Origin of the sequence: Pelomonas margarita, from assembly GCF_043555875.1 — a bacterium.
GTDB lineage: Bacteria > Pseudomonadota > Gammaproteobacteria > Burkholderiales > Burkholderiaceae_C > Pelomonas > Pelomonas margarita.
Map to the genome: position 1 here is coordinate 13,254 of NZ_JBIGHW010000017.1, position 15,711 is coordinate 28,964.

The window sequence follows — 15,711 nt, forward strand, 5'->3', positions numbered from 1 at the left end:
CGTTCCAGGGCCGTCCCCTGTTCAGGGTCCGCTGCCTACAATCTTGCGCATGCCCTCTCCCTGGCCCTTGCCCTCCCTGTCGCCACTGCTGATGCCGGCCCTCCAGGACCGCCTCGTGCTGTTGATCAACCATGTGGTGTCACGCGAGCCCATCGCCGCGCAGCGGCTGCGGCCATTGGCCGGGCGGGGCCTGGTGGTGACGCTGTCGGGCTGGCCATCCGTGCTGCCGGCGGCGCCGGACCTGATGCTGGGCGTCACGCCCGCCGGCCTGTTCGAGCGGCTTGATGCGCCGCCCGCAGGGCAGGGCGGTCTGCGCATCGAGATCGACGCTTCCAATCCGGCGAAGCTTGCCTTGGGGGCGCTCAGCGGCGAGGCTCCACGCGTCAGCGTGCAGGGCGACGCTGCCTTTGCCGGCGAGATGCACTGGTTGATGGACAACCTGCGCTGGGACATCGAGGACGACCTGGCCGGCATCGTCGGTCCCTTGCCGGCCCGGCAGCTGGGCCAGTTCGGCCGGGCGCTGCGGCGCACGCTGTCCGGCGTGGCCGGGCGGTTCGCCCCCAAGACGGCCGGTAGCGGCGCATGAGGTTTGTCTCCCGGCTGCTGGTCATCCTGTGGACGATCTGGCGCTTCGGCCTCGATGACCTGGCCCTGTCGGGCCTGCAGCGCCGCCGCTTCCAACTGCTGAGGCGCGCCACCCGTCTGGGCCGGCGCTGGCAGGAGCCGCGCGGCGTGCGTCTGCGCCTCGCCTTGGAGCGCCTGGGCCCCATTTTTGTGAAGTTCGGTCAGGTGCTGTCCACGCGGCGCGACCTGCTGCCGCCGGATGTGTCGCTGGAGTTGGCCAAGCTGCAGGACCGCGTGCCGCCGTTCCCGGCGGCCCAGTCGCGAGAGCTGGTGGAGCGGGCTTTCGGCCGGCCGCTGACCGAGCTGTTCGCCAGCTTCGACGCCGAGCCGGTGGCCAGTGCCAGCATCGCGCAGGTGCATTTCGCCACGCTCAAGGACGGCCGCGAGGTGGCCGTCAAGGTGCTGCGGCCGGGCATGCTGGACATCATCGACGACGACCTGGCGCTGATGCGCCGGCTGGCGGTGTGGATCGAGCGCTTCTCGGCCGACGGCCGCCGGCTCAAGCCGCGCGAGGTGGTCGCCGAGTTCGACATGTACCTGCATGACGAGCTCGACCTGGTGCGCGAGGCGGCCAACGCGGCGCAGCTGCGCCGCAACATGGATGGCCTGGGCCTCGTCATGGTGCCGGAGATGCACTGGGACCTGTGCAGCCCGGAGGTCATCGTCATGGAGCGCATGAAGGGCGTGCCCATCTCGCAGCGCGCCGCGCTGGACGCCGCCGGCATCGACATCAAGAAGCTGGCCCGCGATGGCGTGACCATCTTCTTCACGCAGGTGTTCCGCGACGGCTTCTTCCACGCCGACATGCACCCCGGCAACATTCAGGTGAGCCTGGCGCCCGAGACCTTCGGCCGCTATATCGCGCTGGACTTCGGCATCATCGGCACGCTGACCGAGGTGGACAAGGACTACCTGGCGCAGAACTTCATCGCCTTCTTCCAGCGCGACTACAAGCGCGTGGCCGAGTTGCACATCGCGTCGGGCTGGGTGCCGTCCGAGACGCGGGTGGATGCGCTGGAAAGCGCCGTGCGGGCCGTGTGCGAGCCGCACTTTGACCGGCCGCTGAAGGACATCTCGCTGGGCCAGGTGCTGATGCGGTTGTTCCAGACCTCGCGTCGCTTCAATGTCGAGATCCAGCCGCAACTGGTGCTGCTGCAGAAGACGCTGCTCAATGTCGAAGGCCTGGGCCGCGAGCTGGATCCCGAGCTGGACCTGTGGGCCACGGCCAAGCCCTTCCTGGAGCGCTGGATGAACGAGCAGGTCGGCTGGCCGGCGTTCCAGGCGCAGCTGATGAAGGAGGCGCCGCGCTTCGCGCAGCTGGTGCCGCAGATGCCGCGCCTGCTGCACGACGCGCTGAAGCAGCAGGCCCGGGGGCAGGGCGATGCCGAGCTGAAGGCGCTGGTGCGCGAGCTGCGCAGCACCAACCGGCTGCTGTCGGGGCTGCTGTGGGGGGCGGTGGGCTTTTCGCTTGGCATCGGCCTTGCGTGGCTGGCCCTGCGCTTTTTGGACCTGGGCTTGTAGGGCGGGTCACGACCCGCCGCTTGCTGGGAGCAAGGCTGCTTCCACCCAACGGCGGGTCGCGACCCGCCCTACGCGCCGCCATAATTCCCGCCAAATTTTCTGGCCCCACCCGTTCTCACGCCCATGAACACCACGCTCATCGTCTTTGTCGTGCTCTACCTGCTCGGCACGCTGGCCATCGGCGTCTGGGCCGGCACGCGGGTCAAGAACACCTCGGATTTCGCCGTGGCGGGCCGCAGCCTGCCGCTGGTGATGGTCATCACGACGACGTTCGCGACCTGGTTCGGCGCCGAGACGGTGATGGGCATCCCGGCCAAGTTCGTGCAGGGCGGCCTGGGCGCCATCGTGGAAGACCCGTTCGGCGCCGGCCTGTGCCTGGTGCTGGTGGGCACCTTCTTCGCGGCCAAGCTGTACCGCAAGAACCTGCTGACCATCGGTGACTTCTACCGCCAGCGCTACGGGCGCGGCGTCGAGATCTTCTGCTCGCTGGCCATCATCCTGAGCTACCTGGGCTGGGTGGCGGCGCAGGTCACGGCGCTGGGCCTGGTGTTCAGCATCCTGACCAACGGCGCGATGAGCCCCGAGATGGGCATGATCGTCGGCCTGCTGGCGGTGCTGGTGTACGTCGTCATCGGCGGCTTCCTGGCCGTGGCGTGGACGGACTTCATCCAGATGATCGTGCTGGTGCTGGGGCTGACGGCCATCGCCGTGTTCTCGGCCGACCTCGCCGGCGGTGCCGACAAGGTGCTGAACCTGGCCGCGCAGAAGGACCTGGGCAAGTTCCTGCCCGAGCCCAGCTTCACCGAGATCGCGATGTTCCTCGGCGCGGCGCTGACCATGATGCTGGGCTCCATCCCGCAGCAGGACGTGTTCCAGCGCGTCATGTCCGCCAAGGATGCCGAGACCGCCCAGCGCGGCGCCATCATCGGCGGCTTCAGCTACATCGCCTTCGCCTTCGTGCCCATGTTCATCGTGCTGGCGGCGGTCGTCGTCATGGGCGACCAGGCGCTGGAACTGGCCCAGAACGACTACCAGCGCGTGCTGCCCAGCTTCATCATGGGCCACATGCCGCTGCTAATGCAGATCCTGTTCTTCGGCGCGCTGCTGTCGGCCATCAAGAGCACTTCGTCGGCCACGCTGCTGGCGCCGACGACCAGCTTCGTCGAGAACATCCTGAAGCAGATCCGCCCCGGCATGAGCGACCGGCAGTCGCTGGTCGCGATGCGCGTGACGCTGGTGATCTTCGCGTTCGCGGTGCTGGCCTATGCCATCGCGCTGCAGGGCACACCCATCTACGACCTCGTCAGCGCGGCCTACCAGGTCACGCTGGTGGCGGCCTTCACGCCGCTGGTGTTCGGGCTGTACTGGCAGCGTGCGACGACGCAGGGCGCCGTGTTCTCCATCTTTGCCGGCGTCGGCGTCTGGGTGGCCTTCTTCCCGCAGGTGTCCACCTGGAGCGAGTACTTCCCGGGCCAGCTGGCCGGCCTGCTGGCGGCACTGGTGGGCATGGTGGTGGGGTCGTTGATGCCGCAGTTCCTGACCAACCGCCACGAGCATGTCAGCCACCATCTGAAGCCGCAGGGCTGAGCCTCGCCTAAAATCGCGGGTTTTGCGTCTCACCCTGCTCCCGCGAGCCTGACACCATGCCCATCTACGCCTACCGCTGCAGCGCCTGTGGCCACGCCAAGGACGTGCTGCAGAAGATGTCCGACGCGCCACTGACCACCTGCCCGGCGTGCTCGGCGGAAGCCTTCAGCAAGCAGGTCACCGCCGCCGGCTTCCAGCTCAAGGGCTCCGGCTGGTACGTGACCGACTTCCGTGGCGGCAGTGGCGGCGCCGCTGCCGCCGGTGCCGGCGCTGCGGCCGCAGCGTCTGCGGCTACGACGAGTGCCGAGCCTGCGGCGCCGGCCGCCGAAGCGCCCAAGGCCGAGGCCGCCAGCGCGTCGTCCACCCCCTGCGGCGGCTCTTGCGCCTGCCACTGATCGGAACTCCGTGGGCGCTTCTCTTCGCAAGTACCTGGTTGCCGGCCTGCTGGTCTGGCTGCCGCTCGCCATCACCGTCTGGGTGCTGACGGGGGCGCTGGACGTCGTCAACGGCGTCTTCGGTGCGCTGCTGTCTGCGCTCGCGCTCGTCATGCCCGGCGCCTGGCGCGACAGCATCCTGTCGCTGCAGCATGTGCCTGGCCTGGGCCTGGCCATCCTGGCCGGCGGCCTGCTGGCGACCGGCGTGTTCGTTGCCAACATCTTCGGCCAGTGGCTGCTGACGCAGTGGGACCGGCTGATGTCCAACATCCCCATCGTCAAGAGCATCTACAGCTCGGTCAAGCAGGTGTCGGACACGCTGTTCTCCAGCAGCGGCAACGCGTTCCGCGAGGCGGTGCTGGTGCAGTACCCGCGCGCCGGCAGCTGGACGATTGCCTTCGTCACCGGCTCGCCCAGCGGCGAGGTGGCCTGCCACCTGCCGGACGAGCATGTCAGCCTCTACGTGCCGACGACACCCAACCCGACCTCGGGCTTCTTCCTCATCGTGCCGCGCGCCGACGTCAAGCCGCTGCAGATGACGGTGGACGAGGCGTTGAAGTACATCATTTCCATGGGCACCGTGGCGCCGCTGACGCAGGCGGGCCAGCCCTGCGCGCCGCTGGCCGACGCCTCCCAACAGCCGGGCCGAAATTAAAAGGGTTGGGCGCCTCGGCAGGCGCCCAATCCTGAGGGCCATGAGCTCATTCGCGCCGCCTGCAAGACACACACACCCTGCAAAGAATCCGGAGTAATCCCATGCGTACCTGCTATGCCGGCCAAGTCAGCGAGAAGCTGCTCGACCAGACCGTGACCCTGATGGGCTGGGCCCATCGCCGCCGTGACCACGGCGGCGTCATCTTCATCGACCTGCGCGACCGCGAAGGCCTGGTCCAGGTCGTCTGCGACCCCGACCGCGCCGACATGTTCAAGATTGCGGAAGACGTCCGCAGCGAGTTCTGCCTGAAGATCGTCGGCAAGGTGCGCGCCCGCCCGGCCGGCACTGAGAACGCCAACCTCGTGTCCGGCAAGGTCGAGGTGCTGTGCCACGAGATCGAGGTGCTGAACGCGTCGGTGCCCATCCCGTTCCAGATCGACGAGGACAACCTGTCCGAGACGACGCGCCTCACGCACCGCGTGCTGGACCTGCGCCGCCCGTACATGCAGAACAACCTGATGCTGCGCTATCGGGTTGCGATGGAAGTTCGACGTTTTCTCGACGAGCACGGCTTCATCGACATCGAGACGCCCATGCTCACGAAGAGCACGCCCGAAGGCGCGCGCGACTACCTCGTGCCCAGCCGCGTGCACGACGGCCACTTCTTCGCGCTGCCGCAGTCGCCCCAGCTGTTCAAGCAGCTGCTGATGGTGTCGGGCTTCGACCGCTACTACCAGATCACCAAGTGCTTCCGTGACGAGGACCTGCGCGCCGACCGCCAGCCCGAATTCACGCAGATCGATATCGAGACCTCTTTCCTGACCGAGGAAGAGATCCGCTCGATGTTCGAGGGCATGATCCGCCACGTCTTCCGCAAGAACCTGAACGTCGAACTGGGCGACTACCCGGTGATGAAGTACGCCGAGGCCATGCACCGCTTCGGCTCCGACAAGCCGGACCTGCGCGTGAAGCTCGAGTTCACCGAGCTGACCGACGCGATGACCACGGTCGACTTCAAGGTGTTCAGTGGCCCTGCCACGACGCCGGGCGGCCGCGTCGTCGCGCTGCGCGTGCCCAAGGGCGCGGCGATGAGCCGCGGCGAGATCGACGCCTACACCGAGTTCGTCAAGATCTACGGCGCCAAGGGCCTGGCCTGGATCAAGGTCAACGAAGTCGCCAAGGGCCGCGAAGGCCTGCAGTCGCCCATCGTCAAGAACCTGCACGACGAGGCCGTGGCCGAAGTCCTCAAGCGCACCGGCGCGCAGGATGGCGACCTGTTGTTCTTCGGTGCCGACAAGGCCAAGGTCGTCAACGACGCCATCGGCGCGCTGCGCCTGAAGGTCGGCCACAGCGAGTTCGGCAAGGCCAACGGCCTGTTCGACGACGTGTGGGCGCCGCTGTGGGTGGTTGACTTCCCGATGTTCGAGCACGACGAAGAGAACAACCGCTGGGCGGCCGTTCACCACCCGTTCACGGCGCCGAAGGACGGCCACGAGGACCTGATGACGTCCAACCCGGGCGAGTGCATCGCCAAGGCCTACGACATGGTGCTCAACGGCTGGGAACTGGGCGGCGGCTCGGTGCGTATCCACCGTGCCGACGTGCAGGCCAAGGTGTTCGCGGCGCTGAACATCAGCGAGGAAGATCAGCGCATCAAGTTCGGCTTCCTGCTGGACGCGCTGCAATACGGCGCGCCGCCGCACGGCGGCCTGGCCTTCGGCCTGGACCGCATCGTCACGATGATGACCAAGGCCGAGTCCATCCGCGACGTCATCGCCTTCCCCAAGACCCAGCGCGCCCAGTGCCTGCTGACCGGCGCACCGTCGCTGGTCGACGAGAAGCAGCTGCGCGAGCTGCACATCCGCCTGCGCAACGCGACGCCTGCGGCCTGATCAGCCGGTTTTGAGGGCTACCGAACCCCGCGCTGGTAAGACCGGCTGCGGGGTTTTCCTTTTTCTGCGCTGCCGGGGACGGGACGTAGGCGCGATCAGGTGCGGGTCTCGCGCGCTTCCCGGCCGCGCGCAAGCATGCCGAGCCATGCCAGGCCGGCGGCCAGCAGTGCGCCGCCGCTCGGCTCGGGTACCGGTGTCACCAGCCCGGCGTACATCACAAACAGCTGGGAGCCTTCCAGGCCAGGGCCGCCGCCAGTCATGCCGTTGGCGAAGTAGTTGCTGCCGTTGAAAAAGATGTCCAGCCGGGGCCCCATGTCGAAGCCGTTGATGTTCACCTGCAGGTAGGCCGTACCGGCGAATGCGGCGTCGTCCAGCTTGACGACCTGGAAGTAAACACCGTTGTTGACTTGGACTTGTGCGGTGCCCAGGCTGACCAGGAGATTGCCACCCGTCGGGTTGTCGTAGAGGCTCTCGTTGTAGACCATGTAGGGCGAGGCGGTGATCCGATTGCCGAACCCGTCCGTCAGAACGCCTGCGATCTCCAGGGATGTCGTGTCAGCCTTGGCGTGCAGCAACCCAAACGCCAGTGCGGCGCAGGCTGTCGCACGGATCGAGGCGATGAGAAACGAGCGCGATTTCATGGATGGCCTCCTGGCGGGATCGCGGCGACAAGTGCGAGCGGCGCTATTTCATGCCCGCCGCAGCATGGTGGCCACCCCTAACCGCGAAGTGCCTAGGTACGGCGCAGGCCGCGCCTGGTGACCTTTGGGCTTATCCAGCCAGTGCCTTCAGCAGCTTGTTGCGAATGCCGCTCCCCGGAGCCTTAGGTCCGGGCAGCCAAGCTTTGCAATAGCTTGTCGTGAATGCCGCTCTTCGGACCCTTAGGTCCGGGCGGCCAGGCTTTGCAGTAGCTTGTTGTGAATGCCGCTCTTCGGACCCTTAGGTCCGGGCGGCCAGGCTTTGCAATAGCTTGTTGTGAATGCCGCTCTTCGGACCCTTAGGTCCGGGCGGCCAGGCTTTGCAATAGCTTGTCGTGAATGCCGCTCTTCGGACCCTTAGGTCCGGGCGGCCAGGCTTTGCAATAGCTTGTCGTGAATGCCGCCAAAACCGCCGTTGCTCATGCACAGCAGATGGTCGCCCGGCTTGGCGGCCTTCATGACGGCGGCCACCAGGGCGTCCACATCGGCGCCCACGACGGCTTGCGCGCCCATCGGTGCCAGCGCGTCCTTGGCATCCCAGCTCAGCCCCTGCTGGTTGCAGAAGGCCAGGTCGGCTTCCTCCAGTGCCCAGGGCAGCTGCGCCTTCATCGTGCCTAGCTTCATCGTGTTGGAGCGCGGCTCGAAGATGGCCAGGATGCGGTCGGCCGGCGCGATGCGGCGGCGCAGGCCGTTGATGGTGGTGCGGATGGCCGTCGGGTGGTGGGCGAAGTCGTCGTAGACCTTGATGCCGCCGGCCTCGCCGCGCAGCTCCATGCGGCGGCGCACGTTCTGGAACTCGGCCAGGGCTGCCGCCGACTGCTCCGGAGACACGCCCACATGCTCGGCCGCCGCGATGGCAGCCAGGGCGTTGAGCTGGTTGTGCTCGCCGATCAGGCTCCACTCGACGCGGGCCACCTTCAGGCTGCCGCGCAGCACGTCGAAGGCCTGCGGCTCGCCGCGGGCGCGCAGCATGCCGGCTTCTTCCTTCTTGGCGCCGAAGCGCTGCACCTCGCTCCAGCAGCCGCGCGCGATGACGCGCTGCAGTGCCTCCTCGCGGGCGTTGACGACGAGACGGCCGCTGGCCGGCACCGTGCGCACGAGGTGGTGGAACTGGGTCTCGATGGCGGCCAGGTCCGGGAAGATGTCGGCGTGGTCGTGCTCGAGGTTGTTCAGGATGGCCGTGCGCGGCCGGTAGTGGACGAACTTGCTGCGCTTGTCGAAGAAGGCGGTGTCGTATTCGTCCGCCTCGATGACGAAGGGACTTGAGGCCCCCACGCTTGGCCCTGCGGGCACTGCGCTGCCCCCCGAGGGGGCTCTCGCGCCTTGGGACGGCCCGGCGGCGCTCGGGCCCTCGCCCAGCCGCGCCGACACGCCGAAGTTCTGCGGCACGCCGCCGACCAGGAAGCCCGGCTTCTGACCGGCATGTTCCAGGATCCACGCGAGCATGGACGTCGTCGTCGTCTTGCCATGCGTGCCGGCGACGGCGAGTGTGTGCCGCCCCTGCAGCACGTTCTCCGCCAGCCACTGCGGGCCCGACACATAGGGCAGGCCGGCATCCAGGATGGCCTCCATCAGCGGGAAGCGGTCGCCGCGCGTGACGACGTTGCCGATGACGAACACATCCGGCCGGAGTTCCAGCTGCTCGGCGCCGAAGCCTTCGATGAGCTCGATGCCCAGCGCCTCCAGCTGCGTACTCATGGGCGGGTAGACGTTGGCGTCACAGCCGGTGACGCGGTGGCCGGCCTCACGCGCCAGCGCCGCGAGGCCGCCCATGAAGGTGCCGCAGATGCCGAGGATGTGGAGATGCATGTCGGGGTCGCTCCCGAGGGAGCGCCTGGGTTCAGCGCAGGGCGGTGCGCGCGGCCGCGAGGGTGGCCTCGATGTCGGCCTGGCTGTGCGCCGCCGACACGAAACCCGCCTCGTACAGGGCCGGAGCAAGATAGATGCCGGCGTCCAGCATCGCGTGGAAGAAGCGGTTGAAGCGCTCTTTGTCCGTCGTCATGACGGTGGTGTAGTTCTGCGGCAGCTCGGGCAGCAGGAAGAAGCCGAACATGCCGCCCTCGCAGTCGGCGCTGAACGGCACGCCGTTCTCGGCGGCCACAGCCTGCAGGCCGTCGACCAGTTGCCGGGTCTTTGCCGACAGCGACTCGAAGAAGCCGGGCTTCTGGATCTCGCGCAGCGTCGCCAGGCCGCAGGCCGTGGCCACCGGGTTGCCCGACAGCGTGCCCGCCTGGTAGACGCCGCCCAGCGGGGCCAGGTGTTGCATGACATCGCGCTTGGCACCGAAGGCCGCCAGCGGCATGCCGCCGCCGATGACCTTGCCGAACACCGAGATGTCCGGTGCGAAGCCGGGGATGAGCTTGGCGTAGTGCGACTGGGCGGAGCCCAGCGCGACGCGGAAGCCCGTCATGACTTCGTCCAGCACCAGCAGCGCGCCGTGCTGCGTGCACAGCCGGCGCAGTGCCGTCATGAACGGCACGGAGGCGCGCACGAAGTTCATGTTGCCGGCAATGGGCTCGATGATGACGCAGGCCAGTTGCGGCCCATGCTCGGCGAAGGCGGCTTCCAGTTGCTCGACGTTGTTGTATTCGAGGACGACGGTGTCGGCGGCGGCGCCGGGCGTCACGCCGGCGCTGGTCGGGTGGCCGAAGGTGGCCAGGCCCGAGCCGGCCTTCACCAGCAGCGCGTCGGTGTGGCCGTGGTAGCAGCCCTCGAACTTGATGAACTTGGGCCGGCCGGTGGCGCCGCGCGCCAGGCGGATGGCGCTCATCGTCGCCTCGGTGCCGGAGCTGACCAGGCGCACCTGCTCCATGCTGGGCACGAGCTTGAGGATCTCCTCGGCCAGCTCGATCTCGCGCTCGGTCGGCGCGCCGAAGGAGAAGCCTTCGGTGGCGGCCTTCATGACGGCCTCCAGCACGGCCGGGTGGCCGTGGCCCAGGATCATCGGACCCCAGGAGCCGATGTAGTCCACATAGCGCTTGCCTTCGGCATCGACGATGTAGGCACCTTCACCGCGGGCGATGAAGCGCGGCGTGCCGCCGACGGCGCGGAAAGCGCGCACCGGCGAGTTCACGCCGCCGGGAATGACGCGCGCGGCGCGCTCAAACAACAGGGAATTGGTAACCATCGGAAAGGTGTGTTGGGTTCAGTGCATGCGCCGGGGCGTCTTCGGGGACGGTTCGGGCTCGATGTCCTCGAACGCTGCGGGCTCCGCGCCTTCCTCGTCGGCCGGCGGCAGCGCCCAAAAGAAGCGGTCGGGCACGACATTGCCCATGCCAGGCCGAAAACCTGCGTCCAGGGACTGGTCCAGGAAGGACAGGGCCTCGCTGACAGCCGAGTGCAGCTCGGCACCCACCGACAGCAGGGCGGCCAGCGCCGCCGCCAGCGTGTCACCCGCGCCGACGAAGGCCGTCTCGAAGCGCTCGAACTTCTCGCCCGTGATGGGGCCTGACGAATTGGCCAGCACGTTGTCCACGTACTGGTTGGGCAGCTGCATGCCGGTCACCAGCACATGCTGGGCGCCGGACTGCGCGGCGGCCACGGCCAGCTCGCGGGCCGAGGGGCTGCGCTCGCTGTCCCAGTCGGGCAGCAGGAAGTCGGTCAGCGTCTTGTGGTTGCCCACCAGCACCACGGTTTGCGGCAGGACCAGCTCGCGCAGGGCGTCCAGGTATTGCTGCTGCTCGTCTTCGTCGATCCAGGCCACTGACGGCAGGTAGGTCACCAGCGGCACGTCCGGGTAGTCGCTCAACACCTCGGCCACGGCGCTCACCGCCTCGGCGTTGCCGAGGAAGCCCACCTTCCAGGCCGTGATGGGCACGTCTTCCAGGATGTGGCGGGCCTGCTCGGCGATGGTGTCGGGGTCGAGGTTGGCGTGCTCGAACGTCTCGGCCGTGTCGCGCAGCACGACGGCGGTCACGACAGGCAGGCAGTGCGCACCCATGGCCGCGATAGTGGCCACGTCACCGGCCAGGCCGCCTGCGCCGCTGGCGTCGCTGGCGTTGAAGCTCATGACACAGGCTGGCGGCGGGCTTTCCTGCTCGTCCTGGAGGTCGGCCTCGAGGGCGGGGGGGAGGGGAGTTGGGCTCATGTGGAGTTCTTGGCGAGTGCGGGCGCAAGAGCCGCCGCAAGCGTGGAGTCTGCCGCTAAACGGGCCGTCGCGAGGCCCTGGGCACAGGCGTTTGCCCTCAGCATTGCGCTCTCGGCCCCTGGCTAGAATGGGTTGATTGTAGTGATCAAAGTCTGAGCAACGTGAGCGAACCCAGTACCTGGATGTGCCTGATCTGTGGATGGATCTACGACGAGGAAGCCGGTGATCCGGACCATGGCATTGCGCCGGGAACGAAGTGGGCCGATGTCGACATGAACTGGGTCTGCCCGGACTGCGGCGCTCGCAAGGAAGACTTCGAGATGGTGCGCATCTGACCCGGCTTCGGCCCGAGTCGATGTTCCGAGGAGACCCGGTTTGAACGAGCGAGTTTCTGCTGCAGGGCCGACCCGGGTCCTGGTGATCGACGACAGCAACACCATCCGCCGCAGTGCCGAGATCTTCCTGAAACAGGGGGGGCACGAGGTGGTGCTGGCGGAGGACGGCTTCGATGCGCTGTCCAAGCTCGGCGATTTCCATCCCGACCTGGTGTTCTGCGACATCCTGATGCCGCGCCTCGATGGCTACCAGACCTGCGCCATCATCAAGCGCAACCCGCATTTCTCCGGCGTGCCGGTCATCATGTTGTCGTCCAAGGACGGCTTGTTCGACAAGGCGCGCGGCCGCATGGTGGGGTCGCAGGACTACCTCACCAAGCCGTTCACCAAGGACCAGCTGCTCCAGGCGGTGCTTCAGCACCGGCCCTGACCAGCGCGTAGAAAAGAGACCCTGCCATGAGCATCCAAAACATCCTGCTGGTTGACGATTCCAAGACCGAGCTGCACGCGCTGTCGGAGATGCTGATCAAGCGCGGCTACAGCGTGCGCACCGCCGAGAACGGCGAGGAAGCCATGAAGCGCCTGGCCGAGGCCAAGCCCGACCTGATCCTGATGGACGTCGTCATGCCGGGCCAGAACGGCTTCCAGCTGACCCGCGCCATCACGCGTGACGAGCGCTACGCCGGCGTGCCGGTCATCATGTGTACGAGCAAGGGCCAGGAGACCGACAAGGTCTGGGGCATGCGCCAGGGCGCGAGCGACTACGTCGTCAAGCCCGTCAAGGCGGAAGAGCTGCTCGCCAAGATCAAGGCCCTGGGCTGACATGACGCAGCCCCCACGTTCACTTCGTTCACTGCCCCCCGAGGGGGCGCATCAGCGCCTTCGGGCGGCCGGGCGGCACTGACATGACGAACAAGACGGCGCTCCGTGAACTGCAGCAGCGCCTGGCCGAGCGCATGCAGGCCGCGCGTGACACCACGCTCATCGCGAACTGGCTGGCCGTCGAGTGCGCCGGTGTGGGCCTGCTGTTCTCGCTGAAGCAGGCCAGCGAGATCTTTGCGCCGGTGCCCATCAAGGCGGTGCCCTACGCCAAGCCCTGGTTGGCGGGCGTCGCCAACCTGCGTGGCGGTCTGTTCACGGTGGTGGACCTGGCTGTCTACCTCGGGCTGCGCGAGCCGTCACCCGGCCGCCAGGCCTCGGCCCAGACGCGGCTGGTGTCGCTGAACGCCGAGCTGAACCTCAATTGCGCGCTGCTGGTCGACCGCCTGGCCGGCCTGCGCAGCGACGAGCAACTGCCGCTCGCGGCCGAGCAGCCGGCCGGCCCGCTGCCTCGTTTTGCCGGCGCGTTGCGCCGCGACGAGGCCGGCCGCCATTGGCAAGAAATCAATCTGGAAGCGTTGTCAAGGCAGGAGAACTTCCTGCACATCGTGGCGTGATGCGCGCTTCCTAGGTCCATGACCCGCGCGGGAACGTGGGTCCATACACATTGAAGGACGAGGGTGAGATGAGTCTGTTGGACAAGATCAGGGGAAAGTCCGAGGCCGACGAGTCGTCGCTGGCTGCACCGGCCGAGGCTGCCGATACGACGTTCGACTCGCGCGGGGCCGGCTTTGACGGCACCCGTCCTGCCGATTCCACGCTGGCCGGCGTCGAGATGCCGCGCCCCGAGACCCTCGTGCGGGCAGAGCCTGCCTCCATCATTTCGCAGGCGGTGCCGACCGAGCCGGGGCCCAACAGCGAGTTCGCGGCCAGCACCATCAACTTCGCACCCTCCACGCAGGCGGCCGATCCGACGCTGCTGGCCGCGCCGCCAGCGGCCCTGTCGGCCTCTGCCAAGCTGGCCGACCTGTTCGGTCGCCACCGCCAGCGCGTGCTGACGGGCCTGGTGGCCCTGGGCCTGCTGGGCACGGCGGCCTCGGTGAGCCTGGTGCTCGTCAGCTCCAACCGCAGCGCGGCGCAGGTGCGTGCGGCCGGTCAGGCGCTGATGCATTCGCAGCGCATGGCCAAGTCCGTGTCTGCCGCGCTGGTGGGCAACCAGGCCGCGTTCGCGGAACTGCGTGAATCGGTCAGCACGCTGAGCACCGTGGTGGGCAGCCTGCGTACCGGCGAGGGTGATCTGGCGATCGCTCCGGCCGCCGTGCAGCCCACGCTGGAGCAGCTCAAGCCGCTGGTCGAACGCGCCGAGAAGAACGGCAAGATCGTGCAGGGCCAGGAAAAGATCCTGACCCAGGTGGGCTCTGCGCTGCGCGCCATCAACCGCCAGTCCAGCGACCTGCTGGAAAGCGCCGAGGCCGTGTCGTCCCAGGCGCTGCAGATCGGCGCGTCGGCCGGTGAGGTGTCGGCGGTCGGTCAGCTGGTGATGCTGACCCAGCGCATCGGCAAGAGCGCCAACGAGTTCCTGACGCAGGAAGGCGTGAGCCCCGAGGCCGTGTTCCTGCTCGGCAAGGACTTGAATTCCTTCAAGCTCGTCACCGAGGCGCTGATCAACGGCAGCCCCGAGCTGCGCCTGAACGCCGCGCGCGATGCGCAGCTGAAAGAGCGCCTGCAGACCCTGCTCAAGCAGTACGAGCAGACCCGCACGCAGGCGTCGGCCATTCTGAGCAACCTGCAGGGCCTGGTGTCGGCGCGTGAGGCGCAGACGGCCATCCTGGGCGACTCCGAGCCGCTGCGCAAAGGCCTGGAGCAGGCCGCAGCCGAGCTGGAGAAGTCCGGCGGCGCCGGCTGGGGCCTGGGCCTGACGCTGATTGCCTCGCTGATGGCGCTGGTGGCCGGTGCGGTCGGTTTCCTGCGCCTGTACCTGGCCGACCAGGCCGGTCGTGCCGAGCTGGCCGAGGCGCAGCGTCGCGAAGCGGAAGCGCAGGAGCAGGAGGCCAAGCGCGTCAACGACGCCAACCAGGCCGCCATTCTGCGGCTGATGAACGAGCTGTCCTCGGTCGCTGAAGGTGACCTGACGCAGCAGGCCACGGTGACGGAAGACATCACCGGCGCCATCGCCGACTCCGTGAACTACACGGTGGAGGAGCTGCGCAACCTGGTGGGCCAGGTGCAGGCCACGGCAGCCCGCGTGACGGACACCACCGGCGCGGTGGACCAGACGTCCACCGACCTGCTGGCTGCGTCCAAGGAACAGCTGCACGAGATCCGTGCCACCGGCGAGGCCGTGCTGGGCATGGCGAGCCGCATTACCGAGGTGTCCGCGCAGGCGCAGACCACCGCCGAGGTGGCGCGCAAGAGCCGGGAAGTGGCCGAGCAGGGCCTGTCCGCGATGCAGAACAACATCGCCGGTATGAACACCATCCGCGACTCCATCCAGGAAACCTCCAAGCGCATCAAGCGCCTGGGCGAGTCGTCGCAGGAGATCGGCGAGATCACGGAGCTGATCTCGGACATTACCGAGCAGACCAACGTGCTGGCGCTGAACGCGGCCATCCAGGCGGCGTCCGCTGGTGAAGCGGGTCGCGGCTTCTCGGTGGTGGCGGAAGAAGTGCAGCGCCTGGCCGAACGCTCCGGCGACGCGACGCGCCGCATTGCCGCGCTGGTCAAGACCATTCAGACCGACACCCATGACGCCGTGGCCGCCATGGAGCGCTCGACGCGCGGCGTGGTGGAAGGTACGCAGCTGTCCGACGCGGCCGGCCGCGCGCTGGAAGACATCGACAACGTGTCCCGCCAGCTGGACGGGCTCATCGTGCGCATCTCCTCGCAGGCGCAACAGGAAGCCATGCACGCCAACGAGGTGGCATCCAACATCCAGCACATCTTTGCCGTGACCGAGCAGACGTCCGAGGGCACGCGCTCCACCGCGCAAATGGTGCATGAGCTGTCGCGCTCTGCCGAAGCGCTGCGCACCTCCGTGGCCCGATTCAAGGTCGCTTGAC

15 protein-coding genes are annotated in these 15,711 nt (G+C 67.8%); 11 read left to right on the plus strand and 4 right to left on the minus strand.

Annotated features, from left to right (window positions below; all coding sequences use genetic code 11):
* Nucleotides 1-49: 49 nt before the first annotated feature.
* From ACG0Z3_RS21060 to aspS, 6 genes are all read left to right on the plus strand, one after another.
* Nucleotides 50-586 carry a hypothetical protein gene (locus ACG0Z3_RS21060; RefSeq protein ID WP_394401430.1) on the plus strand — a complete coding sequence of 179 codons (537 nt, stop codon included), beginning with the start codon at nt 50-52 and terminating at the stop codon, nt 584-586.
* Nucleotides 583-2,145 (plus strand): ubiquinone biosynthesis regulatory protein kinase UbiB, encoded by a 1,563-nt coding sequence (gene ubiB / locus ACG0Z3_RS21065; RefSeq protein WP_394401433.1) that lies wholly within the window; start codon nt 583-585, stop codon nt 2,143-2,145. Before ACG0Z3_RS21060 ends, ubiB begins: the two co-directional genes overlap by 4 nt.
* A 123-nt stretch (nt 2,146-2,268) precedes the next feature.
* Nucleotides 2,269-3,732, plus strand: coding sequence for a high affinity choline transporter 1 (locus ACG0Z3_RS21070; RefSeq protein WP_394401435.1), 1,464 nt, complete (start codon nt 2,269-2,271; stop codon nt 3,730-3,732).
* A gap of 56 nt (nt 3,733-3,788) precedes the next feature.
* Nucleotides 3,789-4,127, plus strand: a complete 339-nt coding sequence (locus ACG0Z3_RS21075; protein WP_394401437.1) for an FmdB family zinc ribbon protein — start codon at nt 3,789-3,791, stop codon at nt 4,125-4,127.
* Nucleotides 4,128-4,137: 10 nt separating this feature from the next.
* Nucleotides 4,138-4,821, plus strand: a complete 684-nt coding sequence (locus ACG0Z3_RS21080; protein ID WP_394401440.1) for a DUF502 domain-containing protein — start codon at nt 4,138-4,140, stop codon at nt 4,819-4,821.
* A gap of 101 nt (nt 4,822-4,922) precedes the next feature.
* Complete coding sequence (aspS, locus tag ACG0Z3_RS21085) at nt 4,923-6,713, plus strand: aspartate--tRNA ligase (protein WP_394401443.1); 1,791 nt, start codon at nt 4,923-4,925, stop codon at nt 6,711-6,713.
* Between the two features lie 95 nt (nt 6,714-6,808).
* On the opposite strand, the gene ACG0Z3_RS21090 is transcribed toward aspS, so the two are convergent.
* The 4 genes from ACG0Z3_RS21090 to thiD form a co-directional block, all read right to left on the minus strand.
* Entirely contained in the window at nt 6,809-7,354 is a 546-nt protein-coding gene (locus ACG0Z3_RS21090) for a hypothetical protein (protein WP_394401446.1), read from the minus strand.
* Between the two features lie 414 nt (nt 7,355-7,768).
* On the minus strand, nt 7,769-9,220 hold the full coding sequence (gene mpl, locus ACG0Z3_RS21095) for a UDP-N-acetylmuramate:L-alanyl-gamma-D-glutamyl-meso-diaminopimelate ligase (RefSeq protein ID WP_394401449.1): 1,452 nt from the start codon (nt 9,218-9,220) through the stop codon (nt 7,769-7,771).
* Nucleotides 9,221-9,251: 31 nt separating this feature from the next.
* The gene (gene hemL / locus ACG0Z3_RS21100; RefSeq protein WP_394401452.1) at nt 9,252-10,538 is read right to left on the minus strand and encodes a glutamate-1-semialdehyde 2,1-aminomutase; all 1,287 of its coding nucleotides are present in this window, start codon (nt 10,536-10,538) and stop codon (nt 9,252-9,254) included.
* An 18-nt stretch (nt 10,539-10,556) separates the two neighbouring features.
* Nucleotides 10,557-11,498 carry a bifunctional hydroxymethylpyrimidine kinase/phosphomethylpyrimidine kinase gene (thiD, locus tag ACG0Z3_RS21105; protein WP_394401455.1) on the minus strand — a complete coding sequence of 314 codons (942 nt, stop codon included), beginning with the start codon at nt 11,496-11,498 and terminating at the stop codon, nt 10,557-10,559.
* A 182-nt stretch (nt 11,499-11,680) separates the two neighbouring features.
* Here thiD and ACG0Z3_RS21110 point away from each other — a divergent pair, with 182 nt between their 5' ends.
* From ACG0Z3_RS21110 to ACG0Z3_RS21130, 5 genes are all read left to right on the plus strand, one after another.
* Entirely contained in the window at nt 11,681-11,833 is a 153-nt protein-coding gene (locus ACG0Z3_RS21110; RefSeq protein WP_268166436.1) for a rubredoxin, read from the plus strand.
* Between the two features lie 40 nt (nt 11,834-11,873).
* Complete coding sequence (locus ACG0Z3_RS21115) at nt 11,874-12,263, plus strand: response regulator (RefSeq protein ID WP_394401457.1); 390 nt, start codon at nt 11,874-11,876, stop codon at nt 12,261-12,263.
* A 26-nt stretch (nt 12,264-12,289) separates the two neighbouring features.
* Nucleotides 12,290-12,655 (plus strand): response regulator transcription factor, encoded by a 366-nt coding sequence (locus ACG0Z3_RS21120; RefSeq protein WP_394401459.1) that lies wholly within the window; start codon nt 12,290-12,292, stop codon nt 12,653-12,655.
* 83 nt (nt 12,656-12,738) lie between these two features.
* Complete coding sequence (locus tag ACG0Z3_RS21125) at nt 12,739-13,269, plus strand: chemotaxis protein CheW (RefSeq protein ID WP_394401462.1); 531 nt, start codon at nt 12,739-12,741, stop codon at nt 13,267-13,269.
* Nucleotides 13,270-13,337: 68 nt separating this feature from the next.
* Entirely contained in the window at nt 13,338-15,710 is a 2,373-nt protein-coding gene (locus tag ACG0Z3_RS21130; protein ID WP_394401464.1) for a methyl-accepting chemotaxis protein, read from the plus strand.
* Nucleotide 15,711: the final 1 nt, after the last annotated feature.